The sequence below is a fragment of the Pseudomonas sp. LB3P93 genome, assembly GCF_054898025.1.
Genome location: NZ_CM142713.1, coordinates 1,112,873 through 1,131,782, shown reverse-complemented (window position 1 = coordinate 1,131,782; position 18,910 = coordinate 1,112,873). Strand labels below are relative to the sequence as shown.

The window sequence follows — 18,910 nt, the reverse complement described above, 5'->3', positions numbered from 1 at the left end:
TCCTGACATGAACAGTCCGAAGAGAGGCTCGTTGACCTTGCTGGCCGGCGCGATGCTGCTGGCAAGCTCGGCGGCCTTCGCCAGCGTGGAGCCGGCCGCGCCCGTTCAAAAAGGGCAGCCGGCGACCATTGCCAAAGGTCTGCAACAGGCCAAGACCTACACCGTCAGCAGCGCACCGACCGAGCCGCTGGAACTGGCTGCGCCGAAACTGCCGGACACTTCCGGCTACACCGCCGAAGCCATCGCCGCGAAAATCGTGCGCACCAAGGCCGGCAAGATCAGCGTGCGCCGGATGATGCAGGAAGACGCCTTGAAGGACTTCATCGGCGGCGACAACAAGATGGCCGAGTGGGTGGTGCGTCAGCACGGTATCCCGCAGGCGATCTTCGTCGACGACGGCTACATGAACCTCAAGGACCTGGCTAAGAAAGTACCCAAGCAGTACTTCAGTGAAACCTCGCCGGGCGTGTTCCTGGCGAAGTTGCCGATCGTGGTCGGCAAGAACGGCATCCTGGAAATCGACAAGCAGACCCAGGAATTGCGCCTGTCCCAGGAGGCCGGTTCGTTCCTGGTCAACGACGGCCAGTTGTTTGTGCGCGACACCAAGATCACCGGCTGGCGTGAGAAGGACAACGGCCCGGCGACGTTCAAGTCACCGAAGGAATTTCGTCCGTTCCTGCTGGCCTGGGGCGGCACCCAGACTTACATCGCCAACAGCAAGATGGCCAGTTTCGGCTACGCCAACAGTAAGTCGTACGGTGTGAGTATTTCCCAATACACGCCGAACATGGCCAAGGTCCTCAAGCGCCCTGAACCGACTGGCTGGATCGTCGGCTCCGAGTTCTCGGACATGTGGTACGGCTTCTACTGCTACGAAACCCGCGACTTCGTGGTCAAGGGCAACACCTACAAAGACAACATCGTCTACGGCATTGACCCGCATGACCGTTCCCACGGTCTGATCATCGCCGACAACACCGTTTTCGGGACCAAAAAGAAGCACGGGATCATTATTTCCCGTGAGGTCAACGACAGCTTCATCTTCAACAACCGCAGCTACGACAACAAGTTGTCGGGCCTGGTGATCGACCGTAACAGCGTCAACAACCTGATCGCCTACAACGAGATCTACAAGAACCACACGGACGGCATCACCCTCTACGAGAGTGGCGACAACCTGCTGTGGGCCAACAAGGTGATCAGCAACCGTCGCCACGGCATCCGTATTCGTAACAGCGTGAACATTCGCCTCTACGAAAACCTCGCCATGGCCAACGGCCTGACCGGTGTCTACGGCCACATCAAGGACCTGAGCGACACCGACCGGGACATCAAGCTTGACCCGTTCGACGCCCAGGTGTCGCTGATCATCGTCGGCGGCGAACTGGCCGGCAACGGCAGCGGACCGCTGTCCATCGACTCGCCGCTGAGCGTCGAGTTGTATCGCGTGTCCATGCTCGCCCCGACCAAATCCAGCGGCATCAGCTTCAACGGGATTCTTGGCGAGCGCCAGGATGAAATTCTCGACCTGTTGGTACGCCAGCAGAAAGCCGTGCTGATCGACCCTGTCGAACGCCAGACCGAAATGCAGGACTGAGGATAATTTTATGCACCCACACTTGATCAAATTACTCAGCCTGTCGGCCCTGACCGCCGGCATTCTCGCGGCCAGCGCCGGCGTCCGTGCCGACGAAGTCAAGGCGCCCAGCTTCAGCGCCGAGCCGTGCTGCAACCTGTGCCCGGAAGCCCACGACGCGAAGAATTACACCACGCGCTACCAGCAGAACTTCACCACGCTGGTGCAGGCTCAGGGCGACTGGCTGTTCCGTACGCAAGAAGACTTGCGCACCGAATTCGACACCACCCCCGCCGGCTACAAACGCATGAAAGAACTGCACGATGCGTTCAAGAGCAAAGGCGTGGAATTGGTCGTTGTTTACCAGCCGACCCGTGGCCTGGTGAACCGCAACAAGCTAAATCCGGAAGAAAAAGCCAAGTTCGATTTCGACAAGGCCCTGAGAAACTACAAGACCATGCTCGGGCGTTTCGCCGCCATGGGCTACACCGTGCCGGACCTGTCGCCGCTGACCAACGAGTCGCTGCCTGACACCTTGCCGGCCCACGACTTTTACTTCCGCGGCGACCAACACTGGACGCCGTATGGCGCCCAGCGCACGGCGAAAATCGTCGGTGAGCAAATCAAGAAAATGCCGGCCTTTGCCGACGTGCCGAAACGCGAATTCGAGAGCCATAAGTCGGGTCGCATGGGCAAGACCGGAACGTTACACAATATGGCCGGTCAACTCTGTGGCACCAGTTACGCGATCCAGTACATGGATCAGTTCATCACCGAGCCGAAAGGCGAAGCAGCTGATGGCGATCTGTTCAGTGACTCCGGCAATCCGGAAGTCACCCTGGTTGGCACCAGCCACAGTGGCAAGAACTACAACTTCGCCGGTTTCCTCGAAGAGGCCATCGGCGCCGACATCCTCAACGTGGCGTTCCCCGGCGGTGGCCTGGAAGGTTCGATGCTGCAGTACCTGGGCAGCGAAGAGTTCCAGACCAAGCCACCGAAGATTCTGATCTGGGAATTCTCGCCGCTCTATCGCCTCGACCAGGAAACCATCTACCGCCAGATGATGGCGTTGCTGGACAACGGTTGCGAAGGAAAGGATGCACAGATGACCGGCAGCAAAACATTGAAGCCGGGCAAGAACGAATTAATGGTCAACAGCAAGAACCTGAACCTGCAAAACGGCAGTCACCAGGTCGACATCCAGTTCGCCGATGCGTCGGTGAAAGTCCTGCAAGCCACCCTCTGGTACATGAACGGTCGCCACGAGGACATCAAAATCGAAAAACCGGAAACTTCCGACACCGACGGGCGCTTTGCCTTTGAGTTGCGCACGGACGAAGACTGGGCCTCGCAGAATCTGCTGGCCGTCGAAATCCAGGGCCCTGAAGCAGGTGCCACGCCACAGAAAGTCGAAGCGAAAATCTGCAAACGCAACGTATTCCCTGGCGCTGGGCAGCGTACCGCTCAGGCCGGGCAATGAGGCAATTATGCAAACCCGAACTTTGAAAAGATTGATCGCACCGTCCCTGTTGAGCCTGGCCATGTTTGCCGGTGCCACTCAGGCCGCCGCGCCACTGCGCCCGCCACAGGGTTACTTCGCGCCGATTGAAAAAGTCAAAACCGGCGACAAGAGCGAAGGCTGTGATGCGATACCGACGCCGTACACCGGCTCGCTGCAGTTTCGCAGCAAGTACGAAGGCTCCGACAAGGCTCGTTCGACCCTGAACGAGGCCTCGGAAAAAGCCTTCCGCGACACGACTGCCGACATCACCAAGATTGAGCGCGGCACCAGCAAGCGCGTGATGCAGTACATGCGTGACGGTCGTCCGGAACAGCTGGAATGCACCCTAAACTGGCTGACCGCGTGGGCCAAGGCCGATGCGTTGCTGTCCAAGGACTTCAACCACACCGGCAAGTCCATGCGCAAATGGGCGTTGGGCAGCATGGCGTCGTCCTACATTCGCCTGAAGTTCTCCGACTCGCACCCGTTGGCCAACCATCAGCAAGAGGCGCAGTTGATTGAAGCCTGGTTCAGCAAGCTGGCCGATCAGGTGGTCAGCGATTGGGACAACCTGCCGCTGGAAAAAACCAACAACCACTCGTACTGGTCCGCCTGGTCGGTGATGGCAACGTCCATCGCCACCAACCGCCGCGACCTGTTTGACTGGTCGGTGAAGGAATACAAAGTCGGCGCCAATCAGATTGACGCCCAGGGTTTCCTGCCTAACGAGCTGAAGCGCGAGCAACGCGCCCTCGCCTATCACAACTACGCCCTGCCACCGCTGTCGATGATCGCCAGTTTTGCGCTGGTCAACGGTGTGGATCTGCGTCAGGAAAACAACGGCGCGCTGAAACGCCTGGGTGATCGAGTACTCGCGGGTGTCGAAGACCCGGAAGAGTTCGAGAAAAAGAACGGCAAGGAACAGGACATGACCGACCTCAAGGTCGACTCGAAATTCGCCTGGCTCGAACCGTTCTGCACGCTCTACACCTGCTCGCCGGATGTGCTCGAGAAAAAACACGAGATGCAGCCGTTCAAGACCTTCCGCCTCGGGGGTGACCTGACCAAGGTCTACGACCCGGCCAACGAGAAAGGCAAAAAAGGCAGTTGAGTCATCGGTGATCGTTCCCACGCTCTGCGTGGGAATGCAGCCCGTGACGCTCCGCGTCACATGCCGAAGCGGACGCAGAGCGTCCAGTGAGGCATTCCCACGCAGAGCGTGGGAACGATCATGTAATGCAATACATCCCCCAGGTTTTTCGGTGGGGGGTTTGGGGGGGCCGTTGGCCCTTGACTGTTGGTTAAACATGGAGAGACCGGGATGGTATTTTCATCCAACGTGTTCCTGTTTTTGTTCTTGCCGATCTTTCTCGGCATGTATTACTTAAGCGGAATACGCTATCGCAACCTGCTGCTGCTGCTCGCCAGCTACGTGTTCTATGCCTGGTGGCGTGTGGACTTTCTTGCGCTGTTCGCAGCCGTCACGTTGTGGAACTACTGGATCGGCCTCAAAGTCGGTGCCGCAGGCGTTCGGACCAAACCGGCACAGCGCTGGTTGCTCCTGGGCGTGGGCGTCGACCTGTGCATTCTCGGCTACTTCAAGTACGCCAACTTCGGCGTCGACAGCATCAACGCGATGATGACTTCGGTCGGTCTGTCGCCGTTCATCCTGACCCACGTGCTGTTGCCGATCGGGATCTCGTTCTACATCTTCGAGTCCATCAGCTACATCATCGACGTCTACCGTGGTGATACCCCGGCGACTCGCAACCTGATCGACTTTGCCGCGTTCGTGGCGATCTTCCCGCACTTGATCGCCGGCCCGGTGTTGCGTTTTCGCGACCTCGCCGATCAGTTCAACAACCGCACCCACACCCTCGACAAGTTCTCCGAAGGTGCCACGCGGTTCATGCAGGGTTTCATCAAAAAGGTCTTCATCGCCGACACCCTCGCGGTGGTGGCCGACCATTGCTTCGCCTTGCAAAACCCGACCACGGGCGACGCCTGGCTCGGCGCCCTCGCCTACACCGCGCAGTTGTACTTCGACTTCTCCGGTTACAGCGACATGGCCATCGGCCTGGGCTTGATGATGGGTTTCCGCTTCATGGAGAACTTCAAGCAGCCGTACATCAGCCAGTCGATCACCGAGTTCTGGCGTCGCTGGCACATCAGCCTGTCGACCTGGTTGCGTGACTACCTGTACATCACGCTGGGCGGTAACCGTAAAGGCACGATGATGACCTATCGCAACCTGTTCCTGACCATGCTGCTTGGTGGTCTGTGGCACGGCGCGAACATCACCTACATCGTCTGGGGTGCGTGGCACGGCATGTGGCTGGCGATCGAAAAGGCCCTGGGCCTGAACACGTCGCCGCGTAGCATCAACCCGATCCGCTGGGCGCTGACCTTCCTGCTCGTGGTGATGGGCTGGGTGATCTTCCGCTCGGAAAACCTGCACGTCGCCGGTCGTATGTACGGTGCGATGTTCAGCTTCGGCGAATGGTCGCTGTCGGAACTCAACGCGGCCAGCCTCACCGGCCTGCAAGTGGCAACCCTGGTGGTGGCTTACATGACCCTGGCGTTCTTCGGCATCCGTGATTTCTACAGCAACCTGCCGCCCGAGAAGACCAAGCCTGTGGTGAACGTCGAGGCCGATGGCCCGGCCGCCGCTCAGCCTGGAATGATCAAAGCCGTACCGGGTGACAACCCGGCCAGCATCCACGAGCCTGGTTACACCGTCGGCGTTGAAGCCACCGTGCAACCGGCCTACTGGACCGCTGACTGGTCCCGCTATGTGATGCGCACGCTGGTACTGGTGCTGTTCATCGCCTCGATTTTCAAACTCTCGGCGCAAAGCTTCTCGCCGTTCCTTTACTTCCAGTTCTGAGGGATCTGACCATGACCCGCTCATTACGTATCTTCTACATCGCCCTGTTCATGGTGACCCTGCTGGTGCTGGGCCTGTGGTCGACGCGCAGCTTCTTCGGCTTCAGCACCAACGCCGATGCGACGGTGCTCAACGGCCGCTGGGCCAAAGCCGTGGAAACGCATTACGACGACGAGTTCCCGATCAAGCGCCTGGGCACCAACCTTTGGGCCGCGCTGGATTTCAAACTGTTCAACGAAGGTCGTCCGGGCGTGGTGCTCGGTCGCGATCAATGGTTGTACAGCGATGAAGAATTCAACCCGATCGTCAACGAAGAGTTGAACCTGCAAGGCAACTACGCGCTCGTAGAAGGCGTACGTCAGGAATTGAAAGCCAAGGGCGTGAAACTGGTGATGGCGATTGTGCCGGCCAAGACTCGCCTGTACCCGGAACACCTGGGTGCAGTGAAGCCTTCGAGCATTCACGCCAACCTCTATGAAGACTTCCACGCTCGTGTGGCGGCCAACAAAATCATCGCGCCCGACCTGTTCGGCCCGATGCTGAAAGCCAAGCTCGACGGTCAGCAAGTGTTCTTGCGCACCGATACCCACTGGACTCCGGAAGGCGCGCAAATCGCTGCCGAGACCCTGGCCAAAACCATTGCCGAGAAAACCCCGCTCAGCGGCGAGCCGCAACACTTCGTCACTGAACCTGCGGAGAAAATCACGCACAAGGGCGACCTGCGGTTGTTCCTGCCGCTGGACCCGCTGTTCGAAAACCTGATGCCGAAGACTGAACCGTTGCAAAAGCGCAACACCGTGGCGGCGCAAGACCAGCCTGCCGGTGACGACGCGCTGTTCGCCAACACTGAAGTGCCGGTGGCCCTGATCGGCACCAGCTACAGCGCAAACCCTAACTGGAACTTCGTCGGAGCGTTGAAACAAGCGCTGAACAGCGACGTGGTCAATTACGCCGAAGACGGCCACGGCCCGATTCTGCCGATGCTCAGCTACCTGAAAAGTGATGCTTTCAAGAACAGCCCGCCACAGGTGCTGATCTGGGAGTTTCCTGAACGTTATCTGCCTGTGAACAACGAAATCGGCGACGCCGACCCGCAGTGGGTCGCAGAGCTCAAAGAAGCCGGCGCACGCCAACAAAACGTAGCCGCAAACACTAAATCCGAGACGCCCGACCGGGCGCAAAACTGAAAGAGAGAGGTACTACCATGACTTTCACTACTACTCCTCGCCGTCTCGCCAAGACCTTTGCACTTGTTGCTGGCATGAGCGTGTTTTCGATGTCCGCCTTCGCTGGCGACGCCGCACTCTATGGCCCGACTGCACCGAAAGGTTCGAGCTTCGTACGTGTCTACAACGCCGGTAACGCTGAAGTCAGCGCCACCGTCGGCACCACCAACCTGGCCGAAGTCGCGCCGCTGTCCAGCACCGACTTCAGCTTCATGCCCGGCGGCGACTACAGCGCCAAGGTCGGCAGCCAGACCCTGCCGGTGAAACTGGCCGGCGACCACTATTACACCCTGGTCAACAACGCCAGCGGCGCGCCGCAACTGATCGAAGAGCCGCCGTTCAAGAACAAGCAGAAGTCCCTGGTTCGCGTACAGAACCTCAGCGACAAGGCCCTGACCCTGAAAACCGCTGACGGCAAGACCGAAGTGGTTCCGTCCGTGGCGGCCAAAAGCCGTGGCGAGCGTGAAATCAACCCGGTCAAAGTCAGCCTGGCCCTGTATGACGGCGCCACCAAAGTCGGCGACGTGAAGCCGGTTGCCCTGGAGCGCGGTGAAGCCGCCGTGCTGTACGTCACCGGTAAAGGCAGCAGCCTGTCGCCAGTCTGGGTAAAACGCCCGGTTTCGACACGCTGATCAATTTTTCCCGGTTGACCCATAACCCTGTGGGAGCCGGGCTTGCCCGCGATGGCATCGACTCGGTGCATCTGTTGGACCGAGTCGTCTGCATCGCTGGCAAGCCAGCTCCCACAGGGACCGAGGTGTCAGTTGGGACACGGAATAAGAACAAGAGTGAAACGACAGAACGCAGTAGCTCTGACCCATACGATTTTCAAGGAGTAACAACATGATTCCGGTGATCTTGTCAGGTGGTAGCGGCTCACGTCTTTGGCCGCTTTCCCGTAAGCAGTTCCCTAAACAGTTCCTCGCCCTGACCGGCGAACACACGCTGTTCCAGCAAACCCTGGAACGCCTGGTGTTTGAAGGCATGGACACCCCGATCGTGGTCTGCAACAAAGACCACCGCTTCATCGTCAACGAGCAGCTGACCAACCGTAAACTGGAAACCCAGCGCATCCTGATGGAACCGTTCGGCCGCAACACTGCGCCGGCCGTGGCCCTGACCGCGATGATGCTGGTCAACGAAGGTCGTGACGAGTTGATGCTGGTGCTGCCGGCCGACCACGTACTGGAAGACCAGAAAGCCCTGCAACGCGCCCTGGCCCTGGCCACCGTCGCTGCCGAAAACGGCGAAATGGTGCTGTTCGGTGTACCGGCGACCAAACCGGAAACCGGCTACGGCTACATCAAATCCACCAATGACTCGCTGCTGCCCGAAGGCGTCAGCCGTGTCTCGCACTTCGTCGAAAAACCGGACGTGAAACGCGCCACCGAGTTCGTCCAGTCCGGCGGTTATTTCTGGAACAGCGGCATGTTCCTGTTCCGCGCCAGCCGCTTCCTGGAAGAGCTGAAAAAACACGATCCGGACATCTACGACACTTGCCTGCTGACCCTTGAGCGCAGCGAACAGGATGCCGACACCATCACCATCGACGAAGCCACCTTCGCCTGCTGCCCGGACAATTCCATCGATTACTCCGTGATGGAAAAAACCCAGCGCGCCTGCGTCGTACCGCTGACCGCCGGCTGGAGCGATGTCGGGTGCTGGGCGTCGCTTTGGGAAGTGAACGAAAAAGACGCAAACGGTAACGTCACCAAAGGCGACGTGGTCATTCAGGACAGCAAGAACTGCATGATCCACGGCAACGGCAAACTGGTGTCGGTGATCGGCCTGGAAAACATCGTGGTCGTCGAAACCAAGGACGCCATGATGATCGCCCACAAGGACTCGGTCCAAGGCGTGAAACAGATGGTCAACACCCTCAACGAGCAGGGCCGCAGCGAAACCCAGAACCACTGCGAAGTCTATCGTCCGTGGGGTTCGTACGACTCGGTGGACATGGGCGGTCGTTTCCAGGTCAAGCACATCTCGGTCAAACCGGGCGCGTGCCTGTCGCTGCAAATGCACCACCACCGCGCCGAACACTGGATCGTAGTCAGTGGCACCGCCGAAGTGACCTGCGACGACAACGTGTTCCTGCTCTGCGAAAACCAGTCGACCTACATCCCGATCGCTTCGGTTCACCGTCTGCGCAACCCGGGCAAGATTCCACTCGAGATCATCGAAGTGCAATCGGGCAGCTACCTGGGCGAAGACGATATCGAGCGGTTTGAAGATATCTACGGTCGCTCCACCCCGATCGAACGTGGCGTGTCGGTGAAAACCATCGCGCAGTAAGCGTTCAGTAAAACCAGAAGCCCCCGTCCAGTCCGCTGCGTTTTCCCTATCCGCAGCGGGTTGGGCGGGGGCTTTTTTTTGTCTGAAAGGTGATCGTTCCCACGCTCCGCGTGGGAATGAAGCCCGGGACGCTCCGCGTCCCATTGGAACGCGGAGCGTCCCTTGAGGCATTCCCACGCAGAACGTGGGAACGATCGCCCATCGCCAATCACACCTGCGCTTAGGTAGGATGACCGTCTCCCCTCCCGAGGTTTTGCGTCATGTTCATCGGCGTCCTGCTGGTCATTACCTGGCTGATCCTGTTGCTGCGCTACCCGGCCAAGGCGTTGCCCGTCTCTGTAGCGGCTGCCATCGGCCTGGGTCTGGTAGCCACGTGGGTGATCTGGATGGACAACCGCGAGGTCAAGCAACTGGCGCGCCTGGAGTTGCGCATCACCTACGCGCCGGAACACTGCCCGGCGGACCGCCCGTTGCAGCTGACAATGAACAACGGCAACGACGTGCCGCTGACCGAGTTGCGTTGGCGTGTCGCCGCCTATGCGCCGGGCGATACGGTCAACCTGGCCGACAATCAATACGCCGCCCCGCGCTATCGCGGCCCCGGCGAACTGCAGGCCGGCGCCAATTGGGAAGACTGCTTGCCCCTGCCGCCGCTGCGTCCTGGCTATCGCCCGCAAACCCTGGAGTTTCGCGCCGAGCGTTTGCAGGGTAGTTTCTCCGACTGATCCCCTTACTTCTTATTGCACAAGGACCGCGCCATGCCCGTTGCGTTGATTACCGGTTGTTCCAGCGGCATTGGCCGCGCCCTCGCCGATGTGTTCAAAAGTGCCGAATACGAAGTCTGGGCCAGCGCCCGCAAGGCTGAAGACGTGGCTGCTCTGGCCGCCGCCGGCTTCACCGCCGTGCAGCTAGACGTCAATGACGGTGCCGCACTCGAACAACTCAGCGAGCAGATCAACCAGCAACATGGCGGCCTCGATGTGCTGATCAACAACGCCGGTTATGGCGCCATGGGGCCGCTGCTGGACGGCGGCGTACCGGCGATGCAGCGCCAGTTCGAAACCAATGTGTTTGCGATCGTCGGTGTGACACGCGCGCTGTTTCCAGTGCTGCGCCGCGCCAAAGGAATCGTGGTGAACATCGGCAGCGTTTCCGGGGTGTTGGTCACGCCGTTTGCCGGTGCGTATTGCGCCTCGAAAGCAGCGGTGCATGCGTTGAGCGACGCATTGCGCATGGAGTTGGCACCGTTTGGTGTGCGCGTGATGGAGGTGCAGCCAGGTGCGATCGAATCGAGCTTCGCCAAGAATGCCGGGCATGAGGCGGAGCAGTTGATCACCGAGCAATCACCGTGGTTTCCGCTGCGTGAAGGCATTCGCGCGCGGGCCAAGGCCTCTCAGGACAAACCAACGCCGGCCAGGGAGTTTGCCGTTGGACTGCTCAAGGCTGTGCAGCAGAGCAAACCACCGAGGCTGATTCGCCTGGGCAATGGCAGCCGGGCGTTGCCGTTGTTGGCGGGCTTGTTGCCTAAAGGGTTGTTGGAAGCGGGATTGATGAAGCGGTTTGGGTTGCGCGGGCAACTCTGAGACCGAGTCGCCCCCTTCGCGAGCAAGCCTGCTCCCACAGGGAAATGCATTTCAAATGTGGGAGCGGGCTTGCTCGCGAAGACGTCAGACCAGACGCCGCAGAATTTCAGGAATCAAACATGACCGACTACACCGAGTACTTCGACGAAGTAATCCAGGCCCACATCGCCATCGAGCAATGGCTGGCCGAGGACCAGGACGAGTACGCACTTGAGCGCCTGCTCACGCGTTTTTCGCCACAGTTTTCCATGATCTCGCCCTTGGGCCGGGTGCTGGATTTCGCCGCGTTGAACGAGTTGTTCCTGCTGGCGGGCGGAAGGAAGCTCGGCTTCAGAATTGAGCTCAGCAATTTACGGGGTATCGCACTGTACGACGGTGGCGCGGTGGTGAGTTATCGCGAGCAGCAGACGGATGCGACGGGGCTGCATTCAGATCGGCGATCAACGGTGGTGTTTGAGAAGCAGGCGTCCGGCCAAGTGATCTGGCAGCATTTGCATGAGACGTTTTGTAAGCAGTAAGCCGGGGCGCGTCGGATCGCAGCCACCAAACACACCATTTAGTGCTTGTCTACTGTCAGAGTTGACAGTAGACGACCTCCATCACATCAGCTCAAAGTTGAGACGCTGAAAACAGGCGAGTAATGAGGATGGGCCAAGGGCTCGGCGCCTCATCTGAGATCAGTTTACGTCCCGGCAACTGAAGCTTGATGAAGGAGGGAGTCGACATGACGGCTCAGCCCCTACCCGATATTTCCCACGGCATTGCGCAATACCGCTATGAAACCCGGGATCCGCAACAGATTAAATTCGCTGCGCCTGGCAATGCCGAGACCATTAAAACTGCCATAGGCAACGGCCGGGTCTTTATGGCTGGCTGGTCAACATCACCTGACGCCCTGGATCCGCACATACAGATTCTGTGCATTGATAGTCGCGGAGCCTGGGACAAAAACTTTGGTGACATTGGACGAGTCATCATCAAAAACACGAACGGTAGCCATCCCTGCATTGGCGGATCGCCAGTGATTAGAACCCTTGCAGGCGGAAGCATTATCGCCGGGGCCAATTATGTAACAGGCGTGCCCAACATCGAAACAGCAACGCTTCTCAAATTTGACGCACTGGGCTTCCCGGTAAAAACGTTCGGCAAAGAGGGGCGGGTTGAAATAAAACTACCCGATGTAACAACCCCCACCGTTTTGAACGATTGCCACATCCTGTCCAATGGTCGGATTCTGATCGCCGGCCATGCGCTGGCGCAGGACGAAATGAAACGCGGTTTTGTGGCAATGCTCAATCCCGACGGAACGCTCAGCTCAACGTTCGGCAATGCCGGAATCCTTCTGGTTGATGGCCAAAATGCAGACACCGAATTCGACGCGATGCGCAATTGCGGAAAACCTGGCGACAAGTGAGGTTGCAGGCCACCTGATCCAGAGCCACGGTTCAGCGAATGTTGTCTGTTATTCGGAACGCTGGTTTACCACCACCGTACACGTAATCCCCGCCGCCAACAGCACCCCCTCCGGCACTTCATCAATGTGAATCCGCACCGGCACTCGCTGTGCCAGGCGCACCCAGTTGAACGTCGGGTTCACGTCCGCAATCAGTTCGCGACTTTCCGGGTTATCACGGTCGTAGATGCCGCGAGAAATGCTTTCCACATGCCCCTTCAGCACTTCGCCGCTCATCAACTGCATGTCGGCCTTGTCGCCGACTCGCACGTGCGGCAGCTTGGTTTCTTCGAAGAAGCCATACACCCAGAACGAGTTCATATCGACTACGGCCATTTTCGCTTCGCCGATGCGCGCGTAGTCGCCGCGGTGCACGTTGAGGTTGGTGACGTAGCCGTCCACCGCTGCGCGGACCTCGGTGCGTTTGAGGTTCAATTCAGCCGCTTCCAGTTGCGCCTGGGCATGCTGGTAATCGGCCATGGCCGAGTCGGCGATGTTGCTGGCGTCGTCGCGGTTTTCTTTGGAGATCACCAGCGCGTCCATGTCAGCGCGGCGATGGGCGTTGACCTTGCGCATCTCCCATGTCGACTTGCGTGAGGCCACTAGCGACTGCGCCTGTTTCACCGCGATGCGGTAGTGCTCGGGGTCGATGCGCATCAGCAGATCACCCTTCTTCACCAACTGGTTGTCGCGTACCGGCACCTCCACCACTTCACCGGTGACGTCGGCGGCGACGTTGATGATGTCGGCGCGCACCCGGCCGTCGCGGGTCCACGGCGTGTCCATGTAATGCACCCAGAGGGTCCGGCCGATCCATATCGCGAGGGCCAGCACCAGTAGGGTGGCGAGCAGGCTGAAAAGCTTTTTCATCAGGGTGGTCTCAACGGTAGACAGTCAGCGCCAGGGCGCCGAACAGACAGGTAAACAGACTCAGGCGCAGCAACGCCGGGTGCCAGAAGAAGCGGTACAGATCGAACCCGGACAGAAACCGGTCCAGCGCCCAGGCCAGCGCCGCGGCGATGAAAAACATCAGCGTCATGGTCGGCATGTACACGCCGTGGAAGGCGATTTCACGCGGCATGTTCTACTCCTTGGGGCTGAGTGATTGCGTAAGCGGCAAGTGGCGATTGCGGGTCCAGTAATGACGTGCGAATGAAGTGCAAATAACTCTTCACCCGACGCAACGCGGAGGTGTCGAAGTGCGGCGCGAACGGTTCGTCGGTGGCTTGCACGCGGCTGATCGCATGGTCGACCGCGATCAATCCGCGCTCCAGATTGCTTTGGCTCGGTTGCAGAAACAGCCGCACCAGCGAGCGGCCCATCACGCGGATCGCCTGGCGCCACGGCTGGGATTCGGCGTAGGCCGGATGCACCGGCAGAATCGCCTGTTCCTTGCGCAACTCGATGATCGCGTGGCCGACCTCCAGCACCACAAACATCCAGCGCAGCAAGTCCCGTTGCACCTGCGGCTGACCCGCCGCAAGACCGTAAGCCTGGTGCAGCAAGTCCCGTGTGCGGCTTTCAAAACTCGAGGCCAGGCCCTTGAGCTTGCCGCTGATCGCGTACACCACTTGCCCGCGCAAATCCTGCTCGAGCCGGCGCCACAACCAGCGGCTGTTCGGCGGCAGAATGATCGCCCCCGCTGCCGCGCACACCAGCATGCCGAGCACCATGGCGATGTAATCGTTGATAAACGCGTAAGGGTTGTAGACGGTGAGGTTGTCCGGCACCGAACCGGTGCTGAAGAAGATCAGCAAACCGAGGCCGACACCGGCGTATTGCGGCCGCGAAGTGAGGAACGAGCCGAGCACGATCACCGGGGCGAGCATCACGCACAGCAATGGAAAACCGTCGATCCACGGGAAGATGAAAAACATCTCGACGAAGCCGATCAGTGCCCCGAGGAACGTCCCGCACGCCATCTGGAATGCCATGCGTTTCGGGTTGGGTGTCGCGGCGGAAAGGCCGACGGTGGCAGCGGCGATCAACGTCATCGTTGCCCCGCTCGGCCATGCTGTGGCGACCCAATAACTGCCCAGCACCACCAGAATGAACGCCGCACGAATCCCCGACGCGGCCGAGGCCATCCAGTTGGTTTGCGGGGTGAACGGCTCGTCCCATTGCTCCCGTGCATGGCTGTGATCGGCCAGCGAGGCGTGGGTCTGTGCATAACTGTGCAGCTCGTCGACGAAGCGATAGAGCAGTTCGTACGCGGTGTGGAAATCGAGTTGCTCGGCGTCACTCGGCTCGCTCTCTTGAAAGGTCGCCCGCAGGCTGCGAACCCGCGCCGGCAGGTTTTCCTTGTAGGTCGTCAACGCGCTGGTCAGGCGTGCGGCGTCGGGGCTGGTCAAGGCGCGACCGCTGAAGCCATCGAGCAATTCCGCCAGATCCTGCAGCCCCGGTTTGATCGCCGCCACCACGTGGTCGGTGCCGCTGCTGCGCAGGCGTTCGAGCAATTGGTGCAAGGCGTTGAACCGCGTGGTGATGCCCATGAACTCGCTGTTCAAACGACTGAGCCGACCGTTGCGCCGACGCATGTGCGGGTCTTCAAATACGGTGACGCTGCGCAACCCTTCCAGCCCGACGGCCTCGGCGATAAAGCGCACGTTGCTCGCCTCGAAAGCATCCCGTTTGCTTCGGCCGCGCAGGCCATCGGTGACGAACAAGGCGAACACGCCGAAGCGCTGATACAAGGCGTTGCGCATCGCCGCGCTGGTGGTTTGCGGCAGGATCGCGGCGCTGACCACGGTGGCGCAGAGAATCCCCAGGGAGATTTCCAGCACCCGCCAGACCGCCGCCATGAACGCGCCGTCCGGGTGGGCCAATGCGGGCAGACCGACCATCGCGGCGGTGTACCCGGCGAGCACAAAACCGTAGGCGCGAAAGTTGCGATACCGCGCCGCGCCAGCCGAGCAGATGCCGACCCAGATCGCCAGCGAACCGAGGAACAGTTCGGTGTTCTGGGCGAACAAGGCAATCAACGCCACCATCACCGCCGACCCGGTCAAGGTGCCCAGAAAGCGGTAAAAACTCTTGGCGAACACCTGACCGCTTTGCGGTTGCATGACGATGAACACGGTAATCATCGCCGTGCGCGGTTGCGGCAACTCCAGACGCATCGCCAGCCACAACGTCAGGAACGCGGCGAACAGCACTTTGAAAATGTAGACCCAGGTCACGCCATCGCTGCGCGCCCAGTCGAAAAAACCCCGGCGCCATTCGAGGGAATACAGCCAGCGCAGAGGTGCGGGCAAGGGAGTCATGGAGTCCTGTTCACTTTAATTCAGTCAGGTGGAGAACCTGTGGGAGCCAGCCTGCTGGCGATAGCGGTGTGTCAGTCAATGCTGATGTCACCTGACACACCGCAATCGCCAGCAGGCTGGCTCCCACAGGGTTTGTGTTCACTTGAGAAGCGTCGGGGTTTTCGGTGCCTGGGTCTGGCTGTCTTTCGGCACGTCTTCGCCCGCACCCAGTCCACCGCCCAATGCCGTCACCAATTCAGCATGGGCACTCAGGCGCGCCGCCTGAACCTGCTGCTGAACCTGCTGCTGCTTGAACAACAACGTCTGGGCGTTGAGCACGTTGAGGTAATCGGTGAGGCCGCGCTGGTAGGCGATCATCGCGATGTCGTAAGTCTTCTGCGCGGTGGCCACGGACTCGGCGGCGAAGGTTTGCTGCTTGTCCATGGACTCGCGGCGGATCAACTGGTCAGAGATGTTCTTCAGCGCATTGACCAGCGTCTGGTTGTACCTGGCCACGGCGATGTCATACCCGGCCGAGGCTTCGCCCAGTTCCGAACGCAAGCGGCCGCCATCAAAGATCGGCAACGAGATCGCCGGGCCGACGCTGTAGTTGAGTTTCTTGCCGGTCAAAAACTCCAGCGCCCCGCCGCCGGTGGCCATGTAGCCGAGGCTGCCGACCAGGTCGACATTCGGGTAGAAACCGGCATGGGCGACATCTATGCCCCGCGCCTGGGCCGCAACTTGCCAACGACTGGCGACCACGTCCGGGCGTTGACCGAGCAATTGCGCAGGCAGAGACGACGGCAGTTTCAGCGGCGCGGACAATGACAGCGTGGGTCGCTGCAACTGCGCACCCTCCCCTGGACCTTTGCCCGCGAGAGCTGCCAGTTGGTTACGACTCAGGGCGATTTCTTCGTCCAGCGCGTCGATCTGACGATGGGTTTCCGGCAACGGCGTTTCGGCCTGACTGACTTCAAAATGCGTGCCGATGCCGCCGTTCAGGCGTTTTTGCGCCAGATCGAGAATTTGCTGCTGCTGTCTCAGGGTCGCGGTGACGATGTCCCGCTGCGCGTAATGCAACGACAGTTCGATGTAGGCGCGCACGAGGTTGTTCTGCAATTCGAGCTGGGCCAGACGCGCTTCGGCGGCGCTCATATGCGCCATGTCCACAGCACGCTCGGTGGCGTTGCTTTCGCGACCCCAGAGGTCGAGGGCGTAGCTGAAACCCAGCGCGGCGTTGTTGTCCCAGGTCGTGGTGTTCGCCAGCTCGCCCGGCCCATAAAACTGATCGGTGGGCCAGTTGTGGCGCTTGAGGGTGGATTCGCCATTGACCTGCAACGACTCGGCAGCCTCGGCGACACCTGCCATGGACTTGGCCTGTCGCACCCGCGCGGCGGCCATGGCCATGGTCGGGCTGCCTTGCACGGCGAGGTCGATCCAGCGGTTCAGTTGCGGGTCGCCATAGGCCTGCCACCATTGAGCAGTGGGCCAGTGAGCGTCCTGCGCGGCGCTCTGAATAGCTTCGTCGGTGGCCAGTGAATTGGCCTCCAGTGCCTTGCCCTGCGGGGCAATACCTCCGGTTCCGATACAGCCGCTGATTGCGAGGGACAAGGCCAAAACACTGAGCGTCTGAAGCGCTCTGCTGATGCGACGCGGCACTGCTGAAAATTCCTGAAATGGAGAAGGCACGAAGTTTTGCGAGAACGGGCACCGCATTCTTTGTGGGAGCGAGCTTGCTCGCGATGGGGCCGTCAGTGCTGACATTGATGTCGTCTGACCCACCGCCATCGCGAGCAAGCTGAACTGGTCAAGTAAATCCGGACACCGGTTACGGTGCTTATGCCGCTTTTTGCTCCATAGCTAGTGGCGACAGGTAGTTGTTGTAGCTGTGGAGCCTGGTGCGGTTGTAGTACATGAAGAAACGCGTCATATCAGTTTCGGCTTCCTTGACCGTGCTGTAGCCGTTACGAGGGACCCATTCTGACTTTAGCGTGCCGAAAAAGCGTTCTGTCGGCGCATTGTCCCAGCACTGCCCGCGACGACTCATGCTTTGCAAAATGTCATGGCGTCTCAGCTCTTCTTGAAACTTGCGACTGGTGTACTGACAACCCTGATCCGAATGGAACATTACTCCTGACGGGCATTTACGAAGCTCTGTCGCCATCCGTAGCGCCTTGCTGACCAGGTTCGCGTCGTTGACCAGAGAGAATGCCCAACCGATGACCCGGCGTGCATACAAGTCGATCACGATGGCCAGATGAACCCAACGTTTACCCACCATCAGGCTTGTAACATCGCCACACCAGACCTGATTGACTGCGGTCGGTTTGAAATTGCGCTTGAGCAAATTGGGTGCGACGAATGCTTCAACCCCTTTGGATCTGAATAGGTGCGGCTGGCGTTGTTTACTGACAATGTTGGCCTCTCTCATCAATGCTCTAACAAGGCTTCTTCCGGCAGATATATCTAGTGCCTTCAGGTTTTTGCTGATCGCTCTGGAGCCCAGGGCTTCCCGACTTTCGCTGTGCAACTCGACCACTTTCTCTTTGAGTTCTTCGCGTCTGATCTTTGGCTTGGCGCGCCGCTGCATCCATTCATAAAAGCTGCTGCGCTTCACATCGAAAACGCGACACAGGGTGGCGGTCGGAAATGACTCTCTTAGCTCCGCGATCATCGAAAACGATCGGGGTCCGACATCAAGAGAGCGGTAGCCTTTTTTAAGATTTCGGCTTCCAGTTCCAGGCGTTTGATCTTGGCTTTCAATTCCTGAATCTGGCGCTGATCCTCAGTAATTGCCTTGGTGCCCTGAACGGGTTGCCCTTTGCGCTCCTTGCGAACCTGCTCGACCCACCGCCGCAGGGCGGTAGGTCCAATACCTAAAGACGCGCAGACATCTGGAACGGGGCAATTATCGTCAATTACCATGCTGGCTGCACGATGCTTGAATTCGCGGGAATAGACCTTTCTTTCGTTCATGGAACCTCCAAATTGGCGAAATCATATCGCCCTTAAGAGGTGTCCGGAATTATTAGGCCAGTTCAAGCTCGCTCCCACAGGGTTTCCTGCAGTGCGGCAATTCTAGGGTGCGCCCCGAATGGCGATAAGCTGGGAATCCTGTGAATCTTTGTTACCGTTAACGTGATAATC

At 59.4% G+C, this 18,910-nt stretch carries 17 protein-coding genes; 11 read left to right on the top strand and 6 right to left on the bottom strand.

Annotated elements, in window-relative coordinates; genetic code table 11:
* Positions 1-7: 7 nt before the first annotated feature.
* From algG to ACYZT8_RS04820, 11 genes are all read left to right on the top strand, one after another.
* On the top strand, positions 8-1,597 hold the full coding sequence (algG, locus tag ACYZT8_RS04870; RefSeq protein ID WP_461979669.1) for a mannuronan 5-epimerase AlgG: 1,590 nt from the start codon (positions 8-10) through the stop codon (positions 1,595-1,597).
* Positions 1,598-1,607: 10 nt separating this feature from the next.
* Positions 1,608-3,056, top strand: coding sequence for an alginate O-acetyltransferase (locus ACYZT8_RS04865; protein ID WP_461979667.1), 1,449 nt, complete (start codon positions 1,608-1,610; stop codon positions 3,054-3,056).
* 7 nt (positions 3,057-3,063) lie between these two features.
* Positions 3,064-4,188 (top strand): mannuronate-specific alginate lyase, encoded by a 1,125-nt coding sequence (locus ACYZT8_RS04860; RefSeq protein WP_461979665.1) that lies wholly within the window; start codon positions 3,064-3,066, stop codon positions 4,186-4,188.
* A gap of 210 nt (positions 4,189-4,398) precedes the next feature.
* Positions 4,399-5,964 carry an MBOAT family O-acyltransferase gene (locus tag ACYZT8_RS04855; protein ID WP_461979663.1) on the top strand — a complete coding sequence of 522 codons (1,566 nt, stop codon included), beginning with the start codon at positions 4,399-4,401 and terminating at the stop codon, positions 5,962-5,964.
* 11 nt (positions 5,965-5,975) lie between these two features.
* On the top strand, positions 5,976-7,151 hold the full coding sequence (locus tag ACYZT8_RS04850; RefSeq protein WP_461979661.1) for an alginate O-acetyltransferase: 1,176 nt from the start codon (positions 5,976-5,978) through the stop codon (positions 7,149-7,151).
* Between the two features lie 17 nt (positions 7,152-7,168).
* Entirely contained in the window at positions 7,169-7,822 is a 654-nt protein-coding gene (locus ACYZT8_RS04845; RefSeq protein ID WP_461979659.1) for an alginate O-acetyltransferase AlgF, read from the top strand.
* A gap of 211 nt (positions 7,823-8,033) precedes the next feature.
* Complete coding sequence (locus ACYZT8_RS04840) at positions 8,034-9,485, top strand: mannose-1-phosphate guanylyltransferase/mannose-6-phosphate isomerase (RefSeq protein ID WP_461979657.1); 1,452 nt, start codon at positions 8,034-8,036, stop codon at positions 9,483-9,485.
* A gap of 260 nt (positions 9,486-9,745) precedes the next feature.
* Complete coding sequence (locus ACYZT8_RS04835; RefSeq protein ID WP_131063464.1) at positions 9,746-10,210, top strand: multidrug transporter; 465 nt, start codon at positions 9,746-9,748, stop codon at positions 10,208-10,210.
* A gap of 33 nt (positions 10,211-10,243) precedes the next feature.
* The gene (locus ACYZT8_RS04830; protein WP_461979655.1) at positions 10,244-11,068 is read left to right on the top strand and encodes an SDR family oxidoreductase; all 825 of its coding nucleotides are present in this window, start codon (positions 10,244-10,246) and stop codon (positions 11,066-11,068) included.
* Positions 11,069-11,187: 119 nt separating this feature from the next.
* Positions 11,188-11,586, top strand: a complete 399-nt coding sequence (locus ACYZT8_RS04825; protein ID WP_461979653.1) for a DUF4440 domain-containing protein — start codon at positions 11,188-11,190, stop codon at positions 11,584-11,586.
* A 206-nt stretch (positions 11,587-11,792) separates the two neighbouring features.
* Positions 11,793-12,482 (top strand): NHL repeat-containing protein, encoded by a 690-nt coding sequence (locus tag ACYZT8_RS04820; protein ID WP_461979651.1) that lies wholly within the window; start codon positions 11,793-11,795, stop codon positions 12,480-12,482.
* A gap of 48 nt (positions 12,483-12,530) precedes the next feature.
* Here the strand turns inward: ACYZT8_RS04820 and ACYZT8_RS04815 are convergent, their stop codons facing one another.
* From ACYZT8_RS04815 to ACYZT8_RS04790, 6 genes are all read right to left on the bottom strand, one after another.
* Entirely contained in the window at positions 12,531-13,391 is an 861-nt protein-coding gene (locus tag ACYZT8_RS04815) for an efflux RND transporter periplasmic adaptor subunit (RefSeq protein ID WP_461979649.1), read from the bottom strand.
* A 10-nt stretch (positions 13,392-13,401) separates the two neighbouring features.
* Complete coding sequence (locus ACYZT8_RS04810; RefSeq protein WP_007896379.1) at positions 13,402-13,602, bottom strand: DUF1656 domain-containing protein; 201 nt, start codon at positions 13,600-13,602, stop codon at positions 13,402-13,404.
* Positions 13,592-15,784 (bottom strand): FUSC family protein, encoded by a 2,193-nt coding sequence (locus tag ACYZT8_RS04805; RefSeq protein WP_461979647.1) that lies wholly within the window; start codon positions 15,782-15,784, stop codon positions 13,592-13,594. The genes ACYZT8_RS04810 and ACYZT8_RS04805 overlap by 11 nt, the downstream gene beginning before the upstream one ends.
* A 138-nt stretch (positions 15,785-15,922) precedes the next feature.
* Positions 15,923-17,422, bottom strand: a complete 1,500-nt coding sequence (locus ACYZT8_RS04800; protein WP_461979645.1) for an efflux transporter outer membrane subunit — start codon at positions 17,420-17,422, stop codon at positions 15,923-15,925.
* Between the two features lie 178 nt (positions 17,423-17,600).
* Positions 17,601-18,437, bottom strand: a complete 837-nt coding sequence (locus ACYZT8_RS04795) for an IS3 family transposase (protein WP_461973779.1) — start codon at positions 18,435-18,437, stop codon at positions 17,601-17,603.
* A complete protein-coding gene (locus tag ACYZT8_RS04790; RefSeq protein ID WP_461973777.1) occupies positions 18,434-18,739 on the bottom strand; it encodes a transposase in 306 nt (101 codons plus the stop codon). Before ACYZT8_RS04790 ends, ACYZT8_RS04795 begins: the two co-directional genes overlap by 4 nt.
* Between the last annotated feature and the right edge of the window lie 171 nt (positions 18,740-18,910).

Coding starts and splice junctions, on each gene's coding strand:
- ACYZT8_RS04795 (WP_461973779.1), bottom strand. CDS start 18,437: ATGATCGCGGAGCTAAGAGAGTCATTTCCGACCGCCACCCTGTGTCGC.
- ACYZT8_RS04840 (WP_461979657.1), top strand. CDS start 8,034: ATGATTCCGGTGATCTTGTCAGGTGGTAGCGGCTCACGTCTTTGGCCG.
- algG (WP_461979669.1), top strand. CDS start 8: ATGAACAGTCCGAAGAGAGGCTCGTTGACCTTGCTGGCCGGCGCGATG.
- ACYZT8_RS04810 (WP_007896379.1), bottom strand. CDS start 13,602: ATGCCGCGTGAAATCGCCTTCCACGGCGTGTACATGCCGACCATGACG.
- ACYZT8_RS04845 (WP_461979659.1), top strand. CDS start 7,169: ATGACTTTCACTACTACTCCTCGCCGTCTCGCCAAGACCTTTGCACTT.
- ACYZT8_RS04790 (WP_461973777.1), bottom strand. CDS start 18,739: ATGAACGAAAGAAAGGTCTATTCCCGCGAATTCAAGCATCGTGCAGCC.
- ACYZT8_RS04830 (WP_461979655.1), top strand. CDS start 10,244: ATGCCCGTTGCGTTGATTACCGGTTGTTCCAGCGGCATTGGCCGCGCC.
- ACYZT8_RS04825 (WP_461979653.1), top strand. CDS start 11,188: ATGACCGACTACACCGAGTACTTCGACGAAGTAATCCAGGCCCACATC.
- ACYZT8_RS04855 (WP_461979663.1), top strand. CDS start 4,399: ATGGTATTTTCATCCAACGTGTTCCTGTTTTTGTTCTTGCCGATCTTT.
- ACYZT8_RS04815 (WP_461979649.1), bottom strand. CDS start 13,391: ATGAAAAAGCTTTTCAGCCTGCTCGCCACCCTACTGGTGCTGGCCCTC.
- ACYZT8_RS04805 (WP_461979647.1), bottom strand. CDS start 15,784: ATGACTCCCTTGCCCGCACCTCTGCGCTGGCTGTATTCCCTCGAATGG.
- ACYZT8_RS04835 (WP_131063464.1), top strand. CDS start 9,746: ATGTTCATCGGCGTCCTGCTGGTCATTACCTGGCTGATCCTGTTGCTG.
- ACYZT8_RS04850 (WP_461979661.1), top strand. CDS start 5,976: ATGACCCGCTCATTACGTATCTTCTACATCGCCCTGTTCATGGTGACC.
- ACYZT8_RS04820 (WP_461979651.1), top strand. CDS start 11,793: ATGACGGCTCAGCCCCTACCCGATATTTCCCACGGCATTGCGCAATAC.
- ACYZT8_RS04860 (WP_461979665.1), top strand. CDS start 3,064: ATGCAAACCCGAACTTTGAAAAGATTGATCGCACCGTCCCTGTTGAGC.
- ACYZT8_RS04865 (WP_461979667.1), top strand. CDS start 1,608: ATGCACCCACACTTGATCAAATTACTCAGCCTGTCGGCCCTGACCGCC.